The sequence below is a fragment of the Paracoccus sp. J39 genome (assembly GCF_000518925.1).
GTDB lineage: Bacteria > Pseudomonadota > Alphaproteobacteria > Rhodobacterales > Rhodobacteraceae > Paracoccus.
In genome coordinates, this window is the sequence record NZ_JAEN01000010.1 from 129,713 (window position 1) to 151,425 (window position 21,713).

Consider the following 21,713-nt stretch of genomic DNA (forward strand, 5'->3'; position numbering starts at 1 on the left):
CAGACGGCCCTGCCGGGTGGGATAGGCGAACCGCCTATCGGTCAGCGTGGCCAAGACCCCTGCCCGGCTGGCGGGCAGACGATCCGGCCGCTTCCCCGGCATGCTACAGCGGCCCCGGCCGGCGTTCCTCGGACAGCATGACATTCGCCTCGACCTGGCCGACCCCGGGCAGGGTCATGATGCGGCGGCGCAGGATGCGTTCGAAATCGGCGATGTCGCGGGCATGGATGCGCAGCCGGTAGTCGAACTGGCCCAGCACGTGCTGCACGACCTGCACCTCGGGGATGGCGGTCACCGCGCGCTCGAAATCCTCCAGGCTGACGCGGCCTTTGACCGCCAGCCGGATGCCCAGGAAGACGGTGACACCGAATCCCAGCGCCGCCTCGTCCACGACCACGCGGCGGCCGGCGATCACCCCCGCCTCGGTCAGGCGCCGGATGCGCCGCCAGGTTGCGGGCTGGGTCAGCCCCAGCGCCCGGCCGATCTCGGCCGCGCCGCGGGTGGCATCCTCGGCCAGAAGCCGCAGGATCGCCAGGTCCGTCGCATCGGGCTGAACGCTCACAGCGGCAGCTCCTGCACGTCCTTGATGGTCGAGACCAGCATCAGCGCATCGCTGTCCGCCACATGCGGCAGGGTCAGGATGCTTTCGCGGTAAAGCTGCTGCCAATGCGCCATGTCCCGCGCGATCACCGACAGCCGCAGGTCCACCGAACCCAGGAAGGTCTGGATCTCGGTCACCTCGGGCACGCGGCGGGCGGCGGCGATGAATTCGTCGAAGGCGCGCGGATGGGTCTTGTCCAGCGTGAAGCGCAGGCTGACCTGCACCTCGTAGCCGAGCTTGCGCCAGTCGATGCGGGTCAGGGTGGCGCGGATCACGCCGGTTTCGCGCATCCGCTCCAGCCGCCGCCACAGGCTGGCCGGCGTCACCCCGGCGCGCTCGGCCAGCGCGGCATTCGCGATGTCGGGATCGGCGAGCAGCTGGCGCAGGATGCGGCGGTCGGTGGCGTCGGGCATGATATTTTCACTTTTGTCGTGAATTTCACATTATCATGACGATACATCCACATTAAACGTGAAAAATGCACACATCTCCGGGAAATCGCCTGCTACAAACCCCTCAGCGAAATGGAGGGAGTTTCCGATGCGCGTTTACTATGATCGCGACTGCGATGTGAACCTGATCAAGGACAAGAAGATCGCCATGCTGGGCTATGGCAGCCAAGGCCACGCCCATGCGCTGAACCTGCGCGATTCGGGTGCCAAGAACCTGGTGGTGGCGCTGCGCGAGGGTTCGGCCTCGGCCAAGAAGGCCGAAGCCGAGGGGCTGAAGGTGATGGGCATCGCCGAGGCCGCCGCCTGGGCCGACCTGATCATGTTCACCATGCCCGACGAACTGCAGGCCGAGACCTACAGGAAATACGTGCATGACAACCTGCGCGAAGGCGCCGCCATCGCCTTTGCCCATGGCCTGAACGTGCATTTCGGCCTGATCGAGCCGAAGCCGGGCGTGGACGTGATCATGATGGCGCCGAAGGGCCCCGGCCACACCGTGCGCGGCGAATACACCAAGGGCGGGGGCGTGCCCTGCCTGGTCGCGGTGCATCAGGACGCCACCGGCAAGGCCATGGACATCGGCCTGTCCTATTGCTCGGCCATCGGCGGCGGCCGTTCTGGCATCATCGAGACCAATTTCCGCCAGGAATGCGAAACCGACCTGTTCGGCGAGCAGGCCGTGCTGTGCGGCGGTCTGGTCGAGCTGATCCGCATGGGCTTCGAGACCCTGGTCGAGGCCGGCTACGAGCCGGAAATGGCCTATTTCGAATGCCTGCACGAGGTGAAGCTGATCGTGGACCTGATCTACGAGGGCGGCATCGCCAACATGAACTACTCGATCTCGAACACCGCGGAATACGGCGAATATGTCTCGGGCCCGCGCGTGCTGCCCTATGAAGAGACCAAGGCGCGGATGAAGGCGGTGCTGACCGACATCCAGACCGGCAAGTTCGTACGCGACTTCATGCAGGAGAACGCCGTCGGCCAGCCTTTCTTCAAGGCGACCCGCCGCATCAACGACGAGCACCAGATCGAGAAGGTTGGCGAGAAGCTCCGCGCCATGATGCCCTGGATCTCGAAGGGCAAGATGGTCGACAAGGAGCGCAACTGAGCGCAAAAGGAAAAGCCCCGCGAGAGCGGGGCTTTTTCGTTCGGGAGGGGCCGCGGGCAAGACGCCCCAGCCCTCGGGACCGCGGCAAGGGCACCGTCCTGCTCGCTGATCCAGCGCAGCACGGTCGCGGGCGCGCTGGACAGCCGCGCCTTCTTCACCATCGTCCCTTGCGCGCCGATCACGCGGGTCGCGGTTTTCTCCAGCCATGGGTCCAGCCCGACAAACCGTCTGATCCCAGCGCCCTCCTTCCGGATATGCAGCCGGAATGGCGCCGGCTTGCCCTTGATCCTGCGGACTGCACCCAGCGGGACGCCAAGCAGCCGCGTCATCTATTCCGTTGGTTCGGATACCTTGCGCGTTGCCAGCGGCGGAGAGGAGGATGATCGGCCAGCTGCGGACGCAGCGCCCGATCTTGCGCCAGCTGCGCATGATCCCGATGCGATTGCGGCGCTTGTCGTATCTGACGGCTTTCCTCCGACTCGTCCTGCCTGGGGATGCAACCCGCGTCACAGCCCGTCAGCGAGCAGCGCGGACCCTTGCAAGCGGCTGGGATTGCGGCTCGGACGGCGCGCTTGGTCATGGCGCTCCTCATGACGAACCCGGACGGCCGTGCCCCCGGCCTCGCGATGCACCGCCCGATCTTGCCGGTGCAGGGATGGCTGGCCGGCCGGTGGACGCGGAGCCTCGTTCGCGGCAACGGCCCGTGATCGAGCGGTTGAAACCCGGCTACCGGTCAGCGCCATGACATATTACCTTTACCAAGCACGCCCATAGGGAATGGACGTGAAGGTGACGCGAGCATGATCGACAGGCCCGAAGGCAAACCAACCACCCGCGACGCGGCCGCTTCGCCCGGCAGCGAGCATGGCTATCTGGCCACCCTGAAGGCGAACGGCTTGCCGCCGCGCCGGGCCATCGTTTCCGCCGAAGAGCTGCGGCTGGACCTCGCGGCCGAGGCTTCGGAGACCCTGGCCCGGTCCGATCTGCTGCCGGGCGAGGGCGGCGCGGCTGCGCGGCGCGCGACCTATTTCGACACGCCGGCGCAGGACCTCGCGGCGGCGGGCTTCACGCTGGCGATCCGGCACGCACCGGAAGGCGACCTTCAGATCGTCGAGGCGGCCGGCGCCCCCGCCGGACTTTTCGCCCTGCCCGAATGGCAGCAGCCGGTGGCGGAGGTGCCGGAGCTGGACGATTCCACGCCGGTCCGCGCGCTGCTGGGACGCAAGGCGCAGGATCTCGGCCCGGTCTTTCGCCTGCAGACCCGGCAGCGATGCTGGACCCTCGACTGGGAGGGCGCCACGATCGGCCTGGTGCTGGAACAGGGCCAGGTGACGGCGGGCGACCGCAGCGCGCCGCTTTGCGAGATCGGGCTGGTGTTGCAGCAAGGAGCGCCCCCGGCGCTGTTCTCGCTGGCGCGGCGGCTGGACGAGATCGCGCCGCTGCGCCTGGGCGTGCTGGGCGAGGCCGAGCGCGGCTATCGCCTGCTCGGCCCGGTCCGGAACATGCACAAGGCGGCCCCGGCCGCGCTGACCGGCGACATGACCGCCGCCGAGAGCTTTCGCCAGATCGCCGGCGCCTGCCTGCGGCAGTTCCGGCTGAACGAACCGCTGATCGGGCGCAGCAATCCCGAGGCCGTGCATCAGGCGCGCGTGGCGCTGCGGCGGCTGCGCTCGGCCCTGTCGATCTTCAAGCCGATGCTGCAGGACGACGACGCCGGCCGGCTGAACGAGGAAAGCCGCTGGCTCGCCGGCATGCTGGCCGAGGCGCGCGACCTGGACGTGCTGCGGACGCGCTGCGATGCCGAGGCGCTGCACGCCCGGCTGGAACCGGCGCGCGAGGTGGCCTATGGCCGGGCCGAGACGGCTCTGGCCTCGCGCCGGGCGCGGCGGCTGATGCTCGATCTTGCGGAATATCTGGCCATCGGCCCCTGGCTGGCGCTGCCCTCGGGGGCCGAAATCCGCAATCTAGCCGCGCGGGAATTCGCCGCCTCGGCGCTGGACCGCTTTCGCCGCAAGGTCAAGAAGGAGGGCCGCGACCTGGCCGAGCTGTCGGACGAGGCCCGGCACGAGCTGCGCAAGGACGCCAAGAAACTGCGCTATGCCGCCGAATTCTTCGCGCCGCTGTTCGGGGAAAAACGCCGCAAGCGCCGGGCCGCGCGCTTCCTGGACGCGCTGGAGCAGTTGCAGGACCGCATGGGCGCGCTGAACGATCTGGTCACCGCCCCCGAGCTGATGGAGCGGCTGGGCCTGACCGATGACCCCGAGGCGGCGGCATTGGCCGGATCGGACCGGGACAAGCAGGCGCTGATCGAGGCCGCTGCCGAAGCGCATGACGCCTTTGTCGATGCCCGGCGGTTCTGGCGCTAGGCGCCGGGCTCAGCATCGCTTGCGGCCCTTGCGGCGCGGCGGCGGGGCGCTGCCGGCCAGGGCCGGCGGCTCCAGCGTCAGCGCCGGGGCCGGTTCCGCCGCCCCCGCCCGCACATCGCCGTCGCGAACCGCCGCGGAAAAATCCAGATGCGTCAGCGCCTCGACCTCGCGCGCCGTGGACAGGAATTCCGAAACCCGCGCCAGCTCCTCCTCGTCCTGGAAGGCCTCGGCCCCCATCGCCTCGGGCATCACCTCCAGCACCGGGCGCTGGTCCGCGATCAGCGCGATGGAACGCAGCGCGGTTCCGTCGTTCCAGACCGCGATCTTCCAGAACCGCATCGGCAGCCGCGCGCCGAAGCGATAGACCGGGTCGGCCTCGTCGTCGAAGATCGGGCCGGCGAAGACGCTGATCCTCTGGCGCATGGTCACGGCATTGCGCAGCACATAGGTCTCGACGGCGCGCCAGCGCAGCTTGCCCTTGGCGCCGGGCCGGTCCAGCGCGCTGCCCTGGTTGAAGAACCCCACCTGCGGCGCGGCATTGGTGTAGAAGAAGGTGTCGCGCTCGGCGGCGCGGGCCTCGGCCTCGCTGCCCCAGGCCGGATCGCCGCGCAGGATGATATGGCCCTTCTGGAACATCCGGGCGATGCGCCCGGCCGAGGTCGCGACCGGAAAGCCGGGAACCTGCTGGTTTTCGTAGAAAGGCCGGTTCATCTGCTCTTCCGGCAGGATGCGGCGGTCGGGGCGGAAATCGTCGCTGGCCTCGGCCGATTCGATGCCGAGCTGGGCCAGGGTCGGGTCGACGATGACGGTCTTGTCGGCCCGGTTGACCGCGCGGATCCGGGCGCCGTCGATATTGACGGCGGTGCAGCAGGCCAGCCGGCGCTCGGCATTCATCAGGATCGAGAAATGATGATAGCGCAGCTCGTGCGGATCGTCGCCCTCGGCCGCCAGCTGGTTGCGGGCCAGCCGCCAGGGCAGCGCGCCGGTCTCGGGCAGCGGCACAATATGGCCGGGGATGAAGCCCGGCTCATAGCCGCCCCGGTCGGCGAAATCCTCGGTCCGCCAGGTGGTCGCCTCGGCGCCGGCGGCCGGCGGCACAGGCGCGGCGGAACCGGCAAGCCGCGGCGCGTGCAGGGTGATCTCGATGGGAAAGGTCCAGGTCACCGAGCCCCCTGCCTGGCTCGACCCCGGCGCGGCCGCCATGCGCGGCGCTTGCGGCGGCAGGGCGTCCGGGCCGCGGCCGGCGCCGTCCCAGGCGTCCAGGGCCGCCCGGATCGCCGCGGCATCGGGCGAGGCCGCGTCCGCCCTGCCGCGCAGGTCGGCGACGATGGCGCTGATGCGGATGCCCTCGTTGATCTCGCGCGCCAGCGGCTGGCCGGCCGTGCCCATCACCTCGCGCCACGGCCCGCCCCAGTGATGCAGGGCGATCGGCTCCCATTCGTTGTTGAACACCGGCGAGCCCGAGGAGCCCTGCTCGGTATCGGCGACGTAATGCAGCACCTGCAGCGTCTCGTCGCGGGCGACCAGATGGTTCTCGCGCAGCACCAGCTCCTTGAAGCGGCCGTCGGGATGCTGGATCACATTGGCAATCTCGCCCAGCATGTGCTTGGCGGCGGCGTCCGACAGCGGCAGATGGCCGAATTCCGCCAGATCCCGGTCGCCCTCGCGTCGCCCGCCGACGCCGATCAGCGTATAGTCGAGCCCCTCGATCCCGTCGGTGACGAAGCACAGGTCCGGATCGAAGAGAAAGCCCGAGACCGCCCGCAGCCGCCCGAATGGGTCATGCTCGTAATCGAACTGCACCTGCAGGCGGGCCGCCGCCTCGGGCGAGTCGATCACGTGATGGTTGGTCAGCAGCAGGTTCGGCGCCACCAGAAAGCCGGTGCCCTGCGGCCGGCCGTTCAGGAAGGCGATGCGCCCCACCGCGTCCGCGGCCCGCCGACCGCGCTCCAGAAAGGCCACGCCGACGAAATCCAGCGTCGCGCCCTGGATCGCCTCGGGTCCCGGCGGCTTGCCGCGCGCGGGCGCGGCGGCGGCGCCCGCCGCCGCCATGTCGATGGCGGCCGAAAGCATCATCGCCTCTTCCCGGCTGCCGCCGGTCTTGATCCGCAGCCTTTCGAGGCGGCGCGGCAGGGTGGGTTCCGCGGCAAGCGGATTGCCTTCGGCGATATGGGCCAGCGAGGCCTCGATCTCGGGCCGCGCCCGGCGCAGCCGGTCGCGGACGATGTTCTCGACCTCGGCATGGATGCGCAGATCGACCATATTCCTTCTCCTCCGGCAACCGGCCGTCACGCCGATGCTAGCACGAAAGCCGTGGCTGTCATGTGACCGGCCGCAGGGGGCGAAGGAAGCCGGGCGCCGCACCCGTCCCGTCCCTGCCCTGCCCTGCCCTGCCCTGCCCTCAGGCCTCGGCGGCGGGGAAGCCCTTGGCCAGGATGCGCCCGGCCATCGGCGCGGGAATGGTGCCCGGGGTGCGGCCGCGCTCGCCGTCCAGGCGGGTGCGGACGAAGGCGCCCGCCAGATCCGGCTCTCCATGCAGCAACAGCACGGCGGCGGTCAGCAGCAGGGCGCTGCGCTCGACGAACCAGCGCGCCTCGGCCTCGGGCACGCCGCCCGCCCAGCGGTCGCGATGCGCCGCCAGCGCCGCGTCATAGGCCCGGTCCAGCCCGGCGGCCTGGTCCAGCCGCGCCGCCAGCGCCTCGGCGGCCAGCGGCTCGCGCGCCAGCGTGCGCAAGGCGTCCAGGCAGATGACATTGCCCGAACCTTCCCAGATGCCGTTCAGCGGCGCCTCGCGATAAAGCAGCGGCAGCGGCGTGTCCTCGACATAGCCCATGCCGCCCAGCACCTCCATCGCCTCGGCCACGACCTGCGGGCACAGCTTGTTCGACAGGTATTTCGCCAGCGCCACGCCGATGCGGGCGAAGGCGCGATCCTCGTCGCCCCGCCCGTCGAAGCTGGCGGCGACATGCAGGCCCAGGGCCAGGCTGCCCTGCCAGTCCAGCACCAGATCGGCCAGCACCGAGCGCATCAGCGGCTGGTCGATCAGCCGCCGCTGGAAGGTGCTGCGATGGGCGGTCCAGTGATGCGCCTCGCGCAGCGCCGCCCGCATCAGCCCGGCCGGCGCCATGGCGGTGTCGAGCCGGGTGTGATGGACCATCTCGACGATGGTGCGGATGCCGTCGCCCTCCTCGCCGATCTGCCAGGCCAGGGCGCGCTGGTATTCGATCTCGGCCGAGCCGTTCGAGCGGTTGCCCAGCTTGTCCTTGAGCCGCTGGATGCGGATGGCGTTGCGCCCCTCCTCCAGCCAGCGCGGCACCAGGAAGCAGGTCAGCCCGCGCCCGGTCTGCGCCAGCGTCAGGAATCCGTCCGACATCGGCGCCGAGCAGAACCATTTATGCCCGGTCAGCCGCCAGGCGCCGCCGTCCGGCTCGGCCCGGGTGGTATTGGCGCGCACGTCGGAACCGCCCTGCTTTTCCGTCATCGCCATGCCCAGCAGCGCGCCCTGCTTGTCGCCCAGCGGCCGCACGGCGGGATCGTAGCGCCGCGACAGAAGCGCGGCGCGCCAGTCGCCGGGCAAATCCTGCGCCGCCGAAACCACCGGCACGGCGGCATAGGTCATGGTCAGCGGGCAGCAATGGCCCGGCTCGACCTGGCTGGCCAGATAGACCATCGCGGCATGGGTCAGGTGCCCGGCCGTCCCGCCCTCCCAGGCCACCGAATGGTAGCCCGCGGCAACGGAATCGCGCATGAAGCGGTGCCAGGCGGGATGGAAGCGCAACTCGTCGAGCCGCCTGCCGCCGCTGTCGAACAGGGCAAGCTCGGGCGGGTGGCGGTTGGCGTCGCGCCCCGCCTCGCGCATCTCGGCCCGGCCCAGCAGCGCGCCGTAATGCGCCGGCCATTCGGTCTGCGCGCCGCCGGCCTCGATCATGGCGCGCAGCAGCGGATCGTCGCGCCACAGGTCGCGGTCGCCGGGATCCGCCGGCTGGTTCAGGACCTCATGCGTCCCCAGATCGGCAACGGGGTCGAGATGCATCGCCAGAGCCTCCTTTTTGCGCATCTGTCCGATCCTAGCCCGGAACCGCCGCGCATCGCGAGTCAGCAGAGTCCGGCGCCCGTCATGCCGGACGACATTCGCCACCTCATCGTCGGCGGCGCGCGCGCAATGTCCTGCGCCTGGCCAGAGAGCAGGCATGAGCCGCCCGCCTGCCCCGGCGCCGGATCAGCAAGGCACGTCAGGCCCGGGCCGTCCGGTCCCGGCCTTCGGCGCCCGGGGCGCCCTGCCCGCCGCCGACAAGCGCGGCCATTTCCTGCTCGTCCAGGGTTTCCTTTTCCAGCAGGCGGCGGGCGGTGCGTTCCAGCAGATCGCGGCGCTCCTCCAGCAGGGCGACGGTCCGCCGGAAGGTCTCGTCCACGATGCGGCGCACTTCCTCGTCCACGGCGGCGGCGGTCTCGTCGGAATAGGCGCGCTCCTGCGGGCCATACCAGGGCTGGTCGGTCGCAAGGAAGGACCGCTGGTCCCGCTCCAGCGCGACATGGCCCAGCCGGTCCGACATGCCATAGCGGGTGACGATGGCGCGGGCGATGTCGGTCACCTTGACCAGATCGTCGGCGGCCCCGGTGGACAGATGGCCGAAGACGACATGCTCGGCCGCGCGGCCGCCCAGAAGCACCGCCATCTTGTCGTGCAGTTCCTCGCGCGTCATCAGGAAGCGGTCCTCGGTCGGGCGCTGGATGGTATAGCCCAGGGCGCCGATGCCGCGCGGGATGATCGAGACCTTGTGAACCGGATCGACGCCCGGCAGCGCCATGGCGACCAGGGCATGGCCCATCTCGTGATAGGCGACGATCTCGCGCTCGCGCGGGTTCAGCAGCCGGTTGCGCTTTTCCAGACCGGCGACGATGCGCTCCACGGCGTTGTTGAAATCCTCCATGGTGACGGCATCGGCATTGCGCCGCGTGGCCAGCAGCGTCGCCTCGTTGACCAGGTTGGCCAGATCGGCGCCGGTAAAGCCGGGGGTCAGGGCGGCGATCTTCTCGGGCTCGACATCGGGGCCCAGCCTCGCCTTCTTCAGATGCACGTTCAGGATCTGCACCCGGCCCTGCTTGTCGGGCCGGTCCACCAGCACCTGCCGGTCGAAGCGGCCGGCGCGCAGCAGCGCCGGATCAAGGATCTCGGGGCGGTTCGTGGCCGCCAGCAGCACGAGGCCGGTCGAGGGGTCGAAGCCGTCCAGCTCGACCAGAAGCTGGTTCAGCGTCTGTTCCTTCTCGTCATGGCCGCCGGACATCGGGCCGATGCCGCGGGCGCGGCCAAGCGCGTCCAGCTCGTCGATGAAGATGATGGCCGGGGCCTTGGTGCGGGCCTGCTCGAACAGGTCGCGCACCCGCGCGGCGCCGACGCCCACGAACATCTCGACGAATTCCGAACCCGAGATGGAAAAGAACGGCACCCCCGCCTCGCCCGCGACGGCGCGGGCCAGCAGGGTCTTGCCGGTGCCGGGCGGGCCGACCAGCAGGATGCCCTTGGGCATCCGCCCGCCCAGACGGCCGTAACCCTGCGGGTCGCGCAGGAAATCGACGATCTCCTTCAGCTCGTCCTTGGCCTCGTCCACGCCGGCCACATCCTCGAAGGTGACGCCGGTGTCGGACTGGACATAGACCCTGGCCTTGGACTTGCCGATCTGCATCAGCCCGCCGCCCATGCCCGCGCCCATGCGCCGGATCACGAAGATCCAGATGCCGAGGATCAGCAGGACCGGCACCACCCAGGACAGCAGGTCGCGCAGGAAGGTGCTTTCGATCTGGCCGGTGACGGTGACGCCGTGTTCCTGAAGCTGGCGGGCCAGGTCGGACTCGACCCGGGTGGTGACGAACATCGGGCGGCCGTCCACCGGCTCGATGAAGCGGCCCTGGATGAAGCGGTCGGAAACCGCGACCTCGGAGATCCGGCCTTCGCGCAGATAGGCCTCGAACTGGCTGTAGGGGATCTGCGCGACCTGATTGGCGGCGGTGAAGACATACTGGAATGCCGCCAGGACGAGGAAGGCGGCCACCCAATACCAGATGTTGAATTGCGTCCTGGGGTTCATGTCCATGCCGCCGCTCCTGTTCATCTCGCGACCATGAAAAGACGGTTGCCGTCGCGGATCAGTTCCAGCGCCACGATGGCACGGCGGCCGGCAAGCATGCCACGCAAATCCGCGACCGAGGAAACCGGCGTCCGGTTGACGGCGACGATCATGTCGCCGCGGCGCAGGCCGATCCAGGCCGCAAGGCTGTCCGGCTCGACGCTGTCGACCATGATCCCGGCACCCCCCGCCCGGCGCGCCTCCTCCGCCGAGGCGTTGCGCAGCCGGGCGCCATCCAGCGGCGTGCCGGCGAAATCACCGGAGGAGGTCGCATCGGCGGTGATGGTCAGGGCGACCTCCCGCGCCTCCCCCTCGCGCCTGACCGTTAGGCGGATGGTGCTGCCGACGGGCGTCAGGCCCAGCCGGTTGCGCAGATGCGTGGCGCCCTGCACCGGGGCGCCGTCGACAGCGGTCACCACGTCCCCCGCCTTCAGCCCCGCCTTCTCGGCGGGCGAGCCGGGCTCGACATGCGCGATCACCGCGCCGTGGATGCCGCCCAGCTCCAGCGCCTCGGCCAGGTCGGGCGTCAGGTCGTGCATGCCGATGCCCAGCCTGCCGCGCCGCACCTCGCCGTGCTCGATCAGCTGCCGCATCACCGCGACGGCCATGTTGCTGGGCACCGCGAAGCCGATGCCGATATTGCCGCCCGCCGGGGTCAGGATGGCGGTGTTGATGCCGACCAGCCTGCCGTCCAGCGTCACCAGCGCGCCGCCCGAATTGCCCGGATTGATCGAGGCGTCGGTCTGGATGAAATCCTCGTAGCCCTCGCGGCTGATGCCGCTGCGCCCCAGCGCGCTGACGATGCCCGAGGTCACCGTCTGGCCCAGTCCGAAGGGGTTGCCGATGGCGGCGACGAAATCGCCGACCTGAAGGCGGTCGGAATCGCCGATCTCCAGCGCGACCAGATCCTCGGCCTCGATCCGCAGCAGGGCGATTTCCGTGGCCTGGTCGGCGCCGACGAGCTCGGCCCGGAACTGGCGCCCGTCCTTCAGGGTGACGCTGATCGCGCTGGCCTCGGCGACGACGTGATGGTTGGTCAGCACATAGCCGTTTTCGGCATCGACGATCACGCCGGAGCCGGCGCTCATCTGCCGCCGCATCGGCGGGTCGCGAAGATCGAAGAAGCGGCGGAAATAGGGATCGTTGTAAAGCGGGTTCGATACTGCCGGGGTTTCCGAAACCACCGCGATATTGACCACCGCCGGGGTCACGCGCGACAGCATCGGGGCGATGGTGGGAATACCGCCCCCAGCCTCGGGCATGGGCTGCCCGACAGCCGCTTGGGGCGGCGCGACCAGCGCCAGGATCGTGCACAGCGTGATGACGGCCGCGCGCAGTCGGGGGATTTTCATCGACATCGGCAATCTCCGTTTGATCGGTGGTGATTTCCCTTCTCGCCCGAGACCAGACGGAGAACAAGAAAACGGCCCGGCGGGTTGCCGGGCCGTTCGGGACGTCACGCTGTCGAATAGGGCCGGTCGTCGCCCGACCACAGGCTGACGCCCGCCAGGATCGCGACGACCAGACCGGCGATCACATGCACCCACATCGCCGCCGCGAGGGTCGCGAAGCCCAGGACCCAGGGCGCGATCACCGCCCAGAGGCCAAGGGCGACATTGGCCCATTCCTCAAGCCTGTGGAACGCGAAGAGCGCGGCCAGCGCGATCAGCGTCATCGCGGCCCCGACGAGCCAGGCGTTCCACGCCGCGGCGGTCTCGGCCGCGAAGCCGAGATACCAGGGCGACAGCAGAAGACCGAGACTGGCAACGACATTGGCGATGTCGAATGCCGTCCGGCGATCAAGAGACAGGGATTTCAGCATCGTTCACTCCTCCTTGTCGGTTGCTTGGTGATCCCGTCAATGGACCTTCCCCTGCGGGGGAAGGCTGGATGCGGCGGCGGCGGTTGTCGCCGCCGCGATGGCTCAGCCCTTGATGGCGATGCGCTTGACCTGCGACTGCGCCTTTTCCGTCTTGGGCAGGGTCACGGTCAGCACGCCGTTCCTGAAATGCGCATCGACCTCGTCCTCGCGGATCTCGGCGCCCAGCGGGATACGGCGCTCGAAACGGCCGTAAAAGCGTTCCGAGAATTGCCGGTCCTTATCCTCGACCTCCGAGCGTTTCTCGCCCTTCAGCGTCAGCACGCCGTCATCCAGCAGGACTTCGATGTCCTTCTCGTCAAGGCCCGGCACCTCGGCCGTCACCCTGATCTCCTTCTCGTTGTCGGAGATCTCGACGCTCGGCCAGCCGCCGCCAAAGGCAGGGACCGTGCCGACCGCGGGCAGGCTGAAGCCGCGGAAGACGTCGTCGAACAGCCGGTTCACCTCGCGATGCAGCGACAGGAAGGGATCGCGGTCGCCGTCGCGGAAGGCGGTGGGAAGCTGGTTGCCGCCATTGCGGTTCCAGGGGATCAGATCACGGACATTCATGATTTTCCTCCTTCATGGCAACAGGTTGCCGGAAACGCCGGGCGCTGCCCGGCGGCCGACGGGGATCGTGCGGTGACAGGGCCTCAGGCGGCCTGCTTGCCGGTCTCGACCTGCTGCGGCTGGGATTTGGGCAGGGCCTTGGCCGGGGCGATCTCGATCCGGCGCGGCTTCATCTCTTCGGGGATCTCGCGCCGCAGGTCGATCGTCAGCAGCCCGTTCAGCAGTTCGGCGCCGGTCACCCTGACATGATCGGCGAGTTGGAAGCGCCGGCGGAAGCTGCGCTCGGCAATGCCGCGATGCAGATACTCGCCCTTGTCCTCGCCAGCCTTGCGGCCGGTCACCGTCAGAACGGTCCGTTCCTGCGTGATGGCCAGTTCGTCGGGCGAGAAGCCCGCCACCGCCATGGTGATGCGATAGTCGTCCCCGCCGGTCCTGGCGATGTCATAGGGCGGCCAGTTGTCGACCGTCTCGACCCGGCTTGCCGCTTCCAGCGCGTTCAGCATCCGGTCGAAACCGATGCTCGACCGGTAGAGAGGGGAAAAATCGAAAGTGGTTCTCATAGCCACATCCTCCGTTGAGCAACATGGATACAAGTCTTTCGCCGTGCGGTGCCGTTGCATCCGCCCCGGCATGCCGGCCCCGTTCGAGGCTTCCGGCGATCCACGATTTAGGGCGAGGAAATGGCGGTTCAAGGGGATGAAAGCGCCGCGAATGCGGCCTCTTTCGTGCGCCCGGAAAGCCCCTGTCTGGCTGGCTGATGCGGGCCCGGAGAACCGCCATGCGACTCGGATATCAGGCCGGTTCCGGCAGCCGCCGGTGAGCCGCTGATCGCCTGGAACAGGCGAGGGTCGAGGAGCTGGCATGGGGCTGGCGCCATGCCGACAAGGCCATGATCGGTGCGGGGCATCCCCTGTCAGCCGCGTCGCCGGACGAAGGGTGGCCATCCTTGAGGCAGCCGGGCCGGACCGCCGGGAACAAGTCGGGATCAGTGCCTGAACCTCGGCGAGAGCAGCAGGATCCTCGGCTCTTCCGCCTCGCCATCCCTGGACGGCAAAGGCCGCTCCTCGACATGCGGGCTGCTGGCCTGCAGCACATCAAGCATGTCGGGAAAGCCATGGGCGACATCTGGCATCCCGGCGATCTCATAGGCGCTTTGGCCCAGCCCCGCGTAATGGACGATGGTGCCGCCCCGCCGCGTCAGCCGCGCCGCGAAGAAGGCGCAAGAGATCAGGCATTCGTCCCCGATCTGGCGCGACTCGCCCTTTCCCGCCTGCCTCTGCGCCGCATCCATCAGCCGCACCGTCAGCCGGTCGGGCGCGATGGGACGGTGCATGTAGCGCGCCAGCGTCGAGGCAAGATGAAACTCGAGCTCGGACGACAGGGCGACCTGGCTTTCGCGCATCCCCTCGATCACCAGATCGCGGGCGGCAGAGAGATATGTGTCCGTCATAAAACCCTCGGCATCAGTCTGAACGAAACCCTTTCATAAGGAAAGTTTGGCCCAGCCCCGTCTCAGGTCAAGCCCCTGCACCGATCCGACCTCGCTGAAATCACAGGATATTGCGCGCAATCCTCATGATATCGGCAGCAGGCGGCGTCGACGGTGCTTGTGGCTGACAAGGACCGCGAGTGGTCGTCGGCCTATCGAGCTCGGGGCCCTTGATTGCAGACGCCCGACATGCTTTCGGGACAGTCAGGAAAGCTTTCCGTTGAGCAACCTGTTGATGACGCCAGATGACCCTCAACGGGGCCTGGTCCCGGAAATAAACCGCGTTGTCGCAGACGGATGGGAACAGAAAGTTCCAACTTCCGAGATCAAGTTCCAGAAAGGAGGAAAATAACGCGAGTTATCAGCGCCAAAACAAGGCGATGGTGACCCCGGCAGGATTTGAACCTGCAACCTGCCCCTTAGGAGGGGGCTGCTCTATCCAGTTGAGCCACGGGGCCGTTCTGGCCTCTTTTGCCCTCTGATCAGGAAAATGGCAAGCTTGCCGCGACCGGACGGAAACGATAACGATAACATGATTGCGTCCCGGTAGTTGCGATGAACACGAAAAGATCCCGCCGCCCCCTGACATTGCGCGATGTGTCCGAAGCCTCGGGCGTGTCGGAAATGACCGTCAGCCGCGTGCTGCGCAACCGCGGCGACGTCTCGGCCGCGACGCGCGAGAAGGTGCTGACCGCCGCCCGCACCCTCGGCTATGTCCCGAACAAGATCGCCGGCGGACTGGCCAGCCAGCGCGTGAACCTGGTCGCGGTGGTCATCCCCTCGCTCTCGAACATGGTCTTTCCCGACGTGCTGGGCGGCATCTCGGCCGAGCTCGACGATACCGGGCTGCAGCCGGTGGTGGGGGTGACGAATTACAGCCCCTCGCGCGAGGATGCGGTGCTTTACGACATGCTCAGCTGGCGGCCCTCGGGGGTGATCCTCGCCGGGCTCGAGCACAGCAAGGCCGCGCGGGCCATGCTGGACAATGCCGGACTGCCGGTGGTCGAGATCATGGACGTGGACGGCGCGCCCATCGACACCGCCGTCGGCATCAGCCATCGCCGCGCCGGGGCCGAGATGGCGGACGAGATCCTGGCCGCCGGCTATCGCCGCATCGGCTTCATCGGCACGCACATGCCCGAGGACCATCGCGCCCGCAAGCGGCTGGCCGGTTTCGAGGAACGGCTGGGCGAATATGGCGTGCAGCTGGCGGCGCGGGAATATTACCAGGGCGGCTCGTCGCTGCACAAGGGCCGCGAGCTGACCGAGCGCATCCTGACGCGCGAGCCGGATCTGGATTTCCTGTATTTCTCCAATGACATGATCGGGGCCGGCGGGCTTCTGTGGTGCATGGAAAAGGGCTATGACATCCCCGGCAGGCTGGGGCTTGCGGGCTTCAACGGCGTCGAGCTGCTGGACGGGCTGCCGATGCGGCTGACCACCACGGACGCGCGGCGCATCGATATCGGCCGGCGTGCGGCCCGCATCGTCGCCGGCAAGGAGCCGCGCCCCGAGAACGGCATCATCGCCCTGGCCCCGACCATCATGCCGGGCGAAACGATCCGCAAGCATTGACGCCGCGCCGGCGGGCGGCGATGCGCGGGCATTTCTCGAACGGGGAAACAGGCGCCGCAGCCAGCCTTCGCGCGCCGGCCTGCGCTCTCTCTGTTGCACAAATACCCATACGGCAGCGACGGTTGCGCGGGCGCATGGGTATTTCCGGAACGAAGAAGCCGGGCCGGCGGTCAGCCCAGATCGGGGAAGAACAGGCCCTTGGGCGAAGGCGTGAAGATTTCGCAGCCGTCGGCGGTGACGCCGATCGAATGCTCGAACTGGGCCGAGAGCGACTTGTCGCGGGTGACGGCCGTCCAGTCGTCGGCAAGGATCTTGGTCTCGGGACGGCCCAGGTTCACCATGGGCTCGATGGTGAAGAACATGCCCTCCTCCAGCACCGGACCCTTGCCGGGGCGGCCGAAATGCAGGACGTTCGGCGGCGCGTGGAAGCTGCGGCCGAGGCCGTGGCCGCAGAAGTCGCGCACCACCGACATGCGGTTCGATTCGACATAGGACTGGATCGCCCAGCCGATATCGCCGAAGGTGGCGCCGGGGCGGACGGCCTCGATGCCGCGCATCAGCGCGTCATGGGTGACCTGGATCAGCCGCCGCGCCTTGACGCTGGGCTTGCCCGCCACATACATGCGCGAGCTGTCGCCATACCAGCCGTCCACGATCACCGTCACGTCGATGTTCAGGATGTCGCCCTCGGCCAGGATCTTGTCGCCGGGAATGCCGTGGCAGACGACGTGGTTCACGCTGATGCAGCTGGCATGCTGGTAGCCGCGATAGCCGATCGTGGCGCTGGTGGCGCCCAGTTCCCCGACCCGGTCCCGGATGAAATCGTCAAGCGCGCCGGTGGTGGCGCCGGGCCGCACCAGCGGGCCGACCTCGTCCAGGATCTGCGCCGCGATCAGCCCGGCCGCACGCATGCCCTGGAAGTCCTGCGGTTCGTGGATGCGGATGCCCTCGCGGGTCTGGCGTGCGTCGTTCATGTCGTCCTCGTGATCTCCTGCCTCACAGATAGACCCAAGGCGCCACTTGTTCCAGCCCTGCGCGCCGACCTATACATTTCCCCGAGAGAGCCAGATCGCCAGGAGCAGCGCGCCGATGCAGTCCGACAATCCCACCGCCGCCATTCTCGTCATCGGGGACGAGATCCTGTCCGGCCGCACCCGCGAGGGCAATGCGCATTACCTGTCGCAGGTCCTGAACAGCATCGGCGTCGACCTGCGCGAGATGCGCATCGTCGGCGACGACCACAACCAGATCGTCGCCGCGATCCGGGCGCTGGACGGCTCGCTGGGCGGCGCCTGGGACCTGCTGTTCACCTCGGGCGGCATCGGGCCGACGCATGACGACATCACCGCCGATGCCGTGGCCGCGGCCTTCGGCACCGGCATCGAGATCAACGAGGAGGCCCGGCGCGTCATGGTCGAACGCTGGCAGGCGCGCGGCGTCGAGGTCACCGGCAACCGGCTGCGCATGGCCCGCATCCCGCTGGGGGCGCGGCTGATCCCGAATTCCTATTCCGCCGCGCCGGGTTTCCATATCGGCAACACCTATGTCATGGCCGGCGTGCCCGAGGTGTTCCGCGCCATGGTCGAGGCCGTGGTGCCGGAGCTGCCGACCGGACGGCCCTCGGTCAGCGAGGCGCTGGAGGTGCTGCGCCCGGAATCCGACGTGGCCGACGAGCTGCGGGCGGTGGCCGACGACTTCCCGGACCTGTCGCTGGGCTCCTATCCGTTCCAGCGCGGCCAGCGCTACGGCACCAGCCTGGTGATCCGCGGCCTGGACGGCCAGCGCGTCACCGACGCCATGACCGCCCTGCGCGAAAGGCTTGCGATGTGATTGCCGATCCCGATATCGCCCGCGCCTTCGAGAGCACCTGGCCCGCGGCCGAATATGCCGGGGCGGGCGGCTTTCTGGTCGGACGCGGCCGGGGCGGCGGCGGCCGCGTCAGCTCGGCCCGGGCCGCGCGGCCGGACTGGGACCCGGCCGACATCCCCCGCGCCGAGGCCATCCAGCGCGGCTGGGACGAGCGGCCGATGTTCCGCGTCGCCGACAGCGACGCGGCCCTGGCGCAAGCGCTGGCGGCGCGGGGCTATCGCCACGGCACGCCGACCGCGATCCTGGCCGCCGATTGCGCGGCGCTGACCGCCCGGCCGGTGCCGCCGCTGTCCAGTTTCGAGATCTGGCCGCCGCTCGCCATGCAGCGCGACATCTGGAGCGACGGCAACGTCACCGCCGCCCGGCAGGCGGTGATGGAGCGCGTCGCCCTGCCCAAGACCGCGCTGCTGGGACGGGTGCAGGACCGCGCCGCCGGGGCCGCCTTCGTGGCGCTGGACGGGCCGGTCGCCATGGTCCATGCCATCGAGGTCGTGCCGGCGCTGCGCCGGATGGGCGTGGCGGGCTGGCTGATCCGCATGGCGGCGTCCTGGGCCGAGGCGCAGGGCGCGACCCGCCTGGCGCTGGCGGTCAGCCGCGACAATGCCGGCGCGCTGGCGGTCTATGACCGGCTGGGCTTCGCCGAGCTGGGCGGCTATGGCTATTGGAGCAAGGACTGAGCCGGGCCGCGCGGGGTCTGGCCGCGGCCCCGTTCAGGCCGGTTCCGAGGCCAGGCGGCGCAGCTCTTTCTTGAGCAGTTCCAGCTCGCTGCGCATCAGGCCCAGCTCGGCCAGCAGGTCGGCATCCAGCAGCTCGCCCGCGACCAGCGTCAGGCTGCCCAGATGCAGGGCGCCGGGCTGGGGCGGCTCGCCCTCGTTTCCCTGATCCTCGAGCAGCAGGAAGCTCTGCACCCCGTCCGACAGCCGCTCGGCCGGGATGGCGGCGGCGACGCGCCAGCAGCCTTCGGCCTCGGCGGTGACGCGGGCCTCGGCCACGCGGCTGCCCATATGCACCAGCACCAGCCGGCCCGGCGGGGCGTCGCGATGGATCACGCCCTGCCAGATGCCGCTTTTCAACCCCAGGGATTCAAACTCGTTCATGGGACATTCCTTGGTCAGAACTCGGCCCGCAGATGGCGCGAGAAGAACAGCTCGCGGATCTCGACCGCGTTCATGCGGGGCGATTCGAAGATCAGGTCCAGCCAGATCTTTTCCAGCCGCTTCTCGTTCATCTGGGTATAGGCCAGGTCGAACTCGGCCACCTGCTGGCTGTAATGCCCCGGCTCGAAGCTGTGCAGCTGCAGCGTGACCTCGTCGATATTCGGCCCGTGGCCGATGTTCAGCCGCGCATAGACGTTGATCGCCCGCTCGGCCATGATGCCGGTCTCCAGCCGCAGGATATGGCTGCGGGTCAGGCCCTGCAGCGCGCTGGTCGGCAGATCGATCGACAGCGACAGGAAGCTGCCGGCAAAGCCGAAAACCTCGAGCCTGATGCCGAAGGGCGACAGGTCGGTGGCGCCGGTATTGGCCAGCTGCTCCAGGATCAGCGCGCGTTCGGGACAATCGTGCCAGACCGCCGCGCCGTCGCCCAGCCGGCCGCCATTCTCGGGCCCGGCGACGCCGCGGGGCGAGACCTGGCCGGCCAGGAAGCCCGGCCGCCAGCGCCAGTCGGTGCCGCCCGGCAGGTGCAGCGCGTCCAGCGCCGCGCGCGAGCGCGCCGCGCGGCGGTCGGCCCGGATCAGGAAGCGGTCGAGACTGCCGCGCAGGTCCAGCGCCTCCTCGCGCAGGTGGCGCAGGCGGGCGGGGCCCAGGGTCTCGACCCCCTCGGCCAGCCGGGTCCATTGCCGCAGCGCCCGTTCCCGGGTCTTGCGCTCAAGCCATTTGCGAGGGCGTATTGCCATGCGTCCGCCTGTCACTGATCCATGTAGACATGGGTTTCCGCCGCCGCGCCGGGATGGGTGACGGCGCCGTAGCGGGCCTTCCCGACGAGCTGGGCGTATTTCCACAGCGCGCCCGAAGCATAATCCGTCTTGCGCGGTCCCGGCCATTCCGCGCGGCGCCGCGCCAGTTCCTCGTCGGACAGCGCCACCGAGATCTCGCCCCGGATCGCGTCGATGGTGATGATGTCGCCGTCGCGCAACAGGGCGATGGGGCCGCCATGCGCCGCCTCGGGGCCGACATGGCCGACGCAGAAGCCGCGCGTGGCGCCGGAAAACCGCCCGTCGGTGATCAGCGCCACCTTCTTGCCCATGCCCTGCCCCGACAGCGCCGCCGTGGTCGCCAGCATCTCGCGCATGCCGGGACCGCCGGCCGGGCCCTCGTTGCGGATGACGATCACGCAGCCCTCGGCATAGTCGCGGCGCATCACCGCCTCGAAGGCGTCCTCCTCGCAGTCGAAGACCCGGGCCGGGCCGGTGAAGACCTGGTCCTCGGGCGCCATGCCCGCGACCTTCACGATGGCGCCGTCGGGGGCGAGGTTGCCGCGCAGCCCGACCACGCCGCCGGTGCGGGACAGCGGCGCCGTCACCGGGTGGATGACCTTGCCGTCCGCCTCGCGCGCGATCAGGTCCAGCTCCTCGCCCATGCTGCGGCCCGAGGCGGTCAGGCAATCCTCGTGGATCAGCCCGGCCTTGCGCAGCTCGCGCAGCACCACGGGGACGCCGCCCGCGTCGAACAGGTCCTTGGCGACGTAATCGCCGCCGGGGCGCAGGTTCACGAAATAGGGCGTGTCGCGGAAGATGTCGCAGACGTCGAACAGGTCGAATTCGATCCCGGCCTCATGCGCGATGGCCGGCAGGTGCAGCCCGGCATTGGTCGAGCCGCCGGTGCAGGCCACCACCCGCGCCGCGTTCTCAAGCGCCTTGCGGGTCACCACGTCGCGGGCGCGGATGTTCTTCTCGATCAGCGCCATCACCGCCTCGCCCGAGGCGAGCCCGTACTGGTCGCGCGATTCGTAGGGCGCCGGCGCGCCCGAGCTGTTCAGCAGCGCCAGCCCGATCGCCTCGCTGACGCAGGCCATGGTGTTGGCGGTATACTGCCCGCCGCAGGCCCCGGCCGAGGGGCAGGCGACGCGCTCCAGCAGCTCCAGCTCGGCATCGGGCAGGTTGCCGGCGGCGTGCTGGCCCACCGCCTCGAACACGTCCTGCACCACCACGTCGCGGTCGTGGAAGCGACCGGGCAGGATCGAGCCGCCATAGATGAAGACGCTGGGCACGTTCAGCCGCACCATGGCCATCATCATGCCCGGCAGCGACTTGTCGCAGCCGGCCAGCCCCACCAGCGCGTCATAGCAATGGCCGCGCATGGTCAGCTCGACCGTGTCGGCGATGGCGTCGCGGCTGGCGAGGCTGGCACGCATCCCCTCATGCCCCATGGCGATGCCGTCGGTGACGGTGATGGTGGTGAATTCGCGCGGGCAGCCGCCGCCCTTCTTGACGCCCTGCTTGACCGATTGCGCCTGCCGGTTCAGCGCGATGTTGCAGGGCGCCGCCTCGTTCCAGCAGGTGGCGACGCCGACCCAGGGGGAATGGATCTCCTCCTCGGTGATGCCCATGGCATAGAAGAAGCTGCGCTGCGGCGCGCGGGACGGCCCTTCGGTGACATGGCGGCTCGGCAGAGACGACTTGTCGAAGCGGGTGTTTTTCATGGCGGCATCCTCTGGCTGGATTCTGGATAGGCCCAGCCTGCCGCCGGGGCAAGAG

Annotated in this window: 19 protein-coding genes and 1 tRNA gene; 5 read left to right on the forward strand and 15 right to left on the reverse strand. The window is 69.1% G+C overall.

Features of this window, described 5'->3' with window-relative positions; genetic code table 11:
- Positions 1-103 precede the first annotated feature (103 nt).
- Entirely contained in the window at positions 104-562 is a 459-nt protein-coding gene (locus L632_RS0111760) for an Lrp/AsnC family transcriptional regulator (protein WP_028712277.1), read from the reverse strand.
- Positions 559-1,014, reverse strand: coding sequence for an Lrp/AsnC family transcriptional regulator (locus L632_RS0111765; protein ID WP_028712276.1), 456 nt, complete (start codon positions 1,012-1,014; stop codon positions 559-561). Before L632_RS0111765 ends, L632_RS0111760 begins: the two co-directional genes overlap by 4 nt.
- Positions 1,015-1,141: 127 nt before the next feature.
- Between L632_RS0111765 and ilvC the strand changes: the two genes are divergently transcribed.
- Together ilvC and L632_RS0111780 are read left to right on the forward strand one after the other, a co-directional pair.
- Positions 1,142-2,164 carry a ketol-acid reductoisomerase gene (gene ilvC, locus L632_RS0111770; RefSeq protein WP_028712275.1) on the forward strand — a complete coding sequence of 341 codons (1,023 nt, stop codon included), beginning with the start codon at positions 1,142-1,144 and terminating at the stop codon, positions 2,162-2,164.
- An 800-nt stretch (positions 2,165-2,964) separates the two neighbouring features.
- Entirely contained in the window at positions 2,965-4,530 is a 1,566-nt protein-coding gene (locus L632_RS0111780; RefSeq protein ID WP_232215671.1) for a CHAD domain-containing protein, read from the forward strand.
- 9 nt (positions 4,531-4,539) lie between these two features.
- Here L632_RS0111780 and L632_RS0111785 read toward each other — a convergent pair whose 3' ends face one another.
- The 9 genes from L632_RS0111785 to L632_RS0111825 form a co-directional block, all read right to left on the reverse strand.
- Positions 4,540-6,792: a DNA/RNA non-specific endonuclease gene (locus L632_RS0111785; protein ID WP_028716849.1), complete on the reverse strand. Its 2,253-nt coding sequence runs from the start codon at positions 6,790-6,792 to the stop codon at positions 4,540-4,542.
- A gap of 139 nt (positions 6,793-6,931) precedes the next feature.
- On the reverse strand, positions 6,932-8,563 hold the full coding sequence (locus tag L632_RS0111790; protein ID WP_028712271.1) for an acyl-CoA dehydrogenase family protein: 1,632 nt from the start codon (positions 8,561-8,563) through the stop codon (positions 6,932-6,934).
- A gap of 199 nt (positions 8,564-8,762) precedes the next feature.
- Positions 8,763-10,616: an ATP-dependent zinc metalloprotease FtsH gene (ftsH, locus tag L632_RS0111795; protein WP_028716850.1), complete on the reverse strand. Its 1,854-nt coding sequence runs from the start codon at positions 10,614-10,616 to the stop codon at positions 8,763-8,765.
- Positions 10,617-10,636: 20 nt separating this feature from the next.
- Positions 10,637-12,013 (reverse strand): DegQ family serine endoprotease, encoded by a 1,377-nt coding sequence (locus L632_RS0111800; RefSeq protein WP_028716851.1) that lies wholly within the window; start codon positions 12,011-12,013, stop codon positions 10,637-10,639.
- Between the two features lie 98 nt (positions 12,014-12,111).
- Positions 12,112-12,477 carry an SPW repeat protein gene (locus tag L632_RS0111805; protein WP_028716852.1) on the reverse strand — a complete coding sequence of 122 codons (366 nt, stop codon included), beginning with the start codon at positions 12,475-12,477 and terminating at the stop codon, positions 12,112-12,114.
- 102 nt (positions 12,478-12,579) lie between these two features.
- Complete coding sequence (locus L632_RS0111810; RefSeq protein ID WP_017998448.1) at positions 12,580-13,083, reverse strand: Hsp20/alpha crystallin family protein; 504 nt, start codon at positions 13,081-13,083, stop codon at positions 12,580-12,582.
- Positions 13,084-13,166: 83 nt separating this feature from the next.
- Entirely contained in the window at positions 13,167-13,643 is a 477-nt protein-coding gene (locus L632_RS0111815) for an Hsp20 family protein (protein ID WP_028710893.1), read from the reverse strand.
- Positions 13,644-14,068: 425 nt separating this feature from the next.
- Positions 14,069-14,533 (reverse strand): hypothetical protein, encoded by a 465-nt coding sequence (locus tag L632_RS0111820; RefSeq protein ID WP_028713314.1) that lies wholly within the window; start codon positions 14,531-14,533, stop codon positions 14,069-14,071.
- A gap of 420 nt (positions 14,534-14,953) precedes the next feature.
- A tRNA-Arg gene (locus L632_RS0111825) sits at positions 14,954-15,030 on the reverse strand.
- A gap of 97 nt (positions 15,031-15,127) precedes the next feature.
- On the opposite strand from L632_RS0111825, the gene L632_RS0111830 reads away from it, so the two are divergent.
- Complete coding sequence (locus L632_RS0111830; protein ID WP_028713313.1) at positions 15,128-16,147, forward strand: LacI family DNA-binding transcriptional regulator; 1,020 nt, start codon at positions 15,128-15,130, stop codon at positions 16,145-16,147.
- A 170-nt stretch (positions 16,148-16,317) separates the two neighbouring features.
- Here the strand turns inward: L632_RS0111830 and map are convergent, their stop codons facing one another.
- A complete protein-coding gene (map, locus tag L632_RS0111835) occupies positions 16,318-17,121 on the reverse strand; it encodes a type I methionyl aminopeptidase (protein ID WP_028713312.1) in 804 nt (267 codons plus the stop codon).
- 115 nt (positions 17,122-17,236) lie between these two features.
- Between map and L632_RS0111840 the strand changes: the two genes are divergently transcribed.
- Both L632_RS0111840 and L632_RS0111845 read left to right on the forward strand, forming a co-directional pair.
- Positions 17,237-17,977, forward strand: coding sequence for a molybdopterin-binding protein (locus tag L632_RS0111840; RefSeq protein WP_028713311.1), 741 nt, complete (start codon positions 17,237-17,239; stop codon positions 17,975-17,977).
- The gene (locus L632_RS0111845; RefSeq protein WP_028713310.1) at positions 17,974-18,693 is read left to right on the forward strand and encodes a GNAT family N-acetyltransferase; all 720 of its coding nucleotides are present in this window, start codon (positions 17,974-17,976) and stop codon (positions 18,691-18,693) included. Before L632_RS0111840 ends, L632_RS0111845 begins: the two co-directional genes overlap by 4 nt.
- Positions 18,694-18,726: 33 nt before the next feature.
- Here L632_RS0111845 and L632_RS0111850 read toward each other — a convergent pair whose 3' ends face one another.
- Genes L632_RS0111850 through ilvD form a run of 3 tightly spaced genes read right to left on the reverse strand, consistent with a single transcriptional unit; the run spans position 18,727 to position 21,658 of the window.
- Complete coding sequence (locus L632_RS0111850; protein ID WP_028716853.1) at positions 18,727-19,113, reverse strand: hypothetical protein; 387 nt, start codon at positions 19,111-19,113, stop codon at positions 18,727-18,729.
- Positions 19,114-19,127: 14 nt separating this feature from the next.
- Positions 19,128-19,913, reverse strand: coding sequence for a DUF6478 family protein (locus L632_RS0111855; RefSeq protein ID WP_028713308.1), 786 nt, complete (start codon positions 19,911-19,913; stop codon positions 19,128-19,130).
- A gap of 11 nt (positions 19,914-19,924) precedes the next feature.
- On the reverse strand, positions 19,925-21,658 hold the full coding sequence (gene ilvD / locus L632_RS0111860; protein WP_028713307.1) for a dihydroxy-acid dehydratase: 1,734 nt from the start codon (positions 21,656-21,658) through the stop codon (positions 19,925-19,927).
- Positions 21,659-21,713 lie beyond the last annotated feature (55 nt).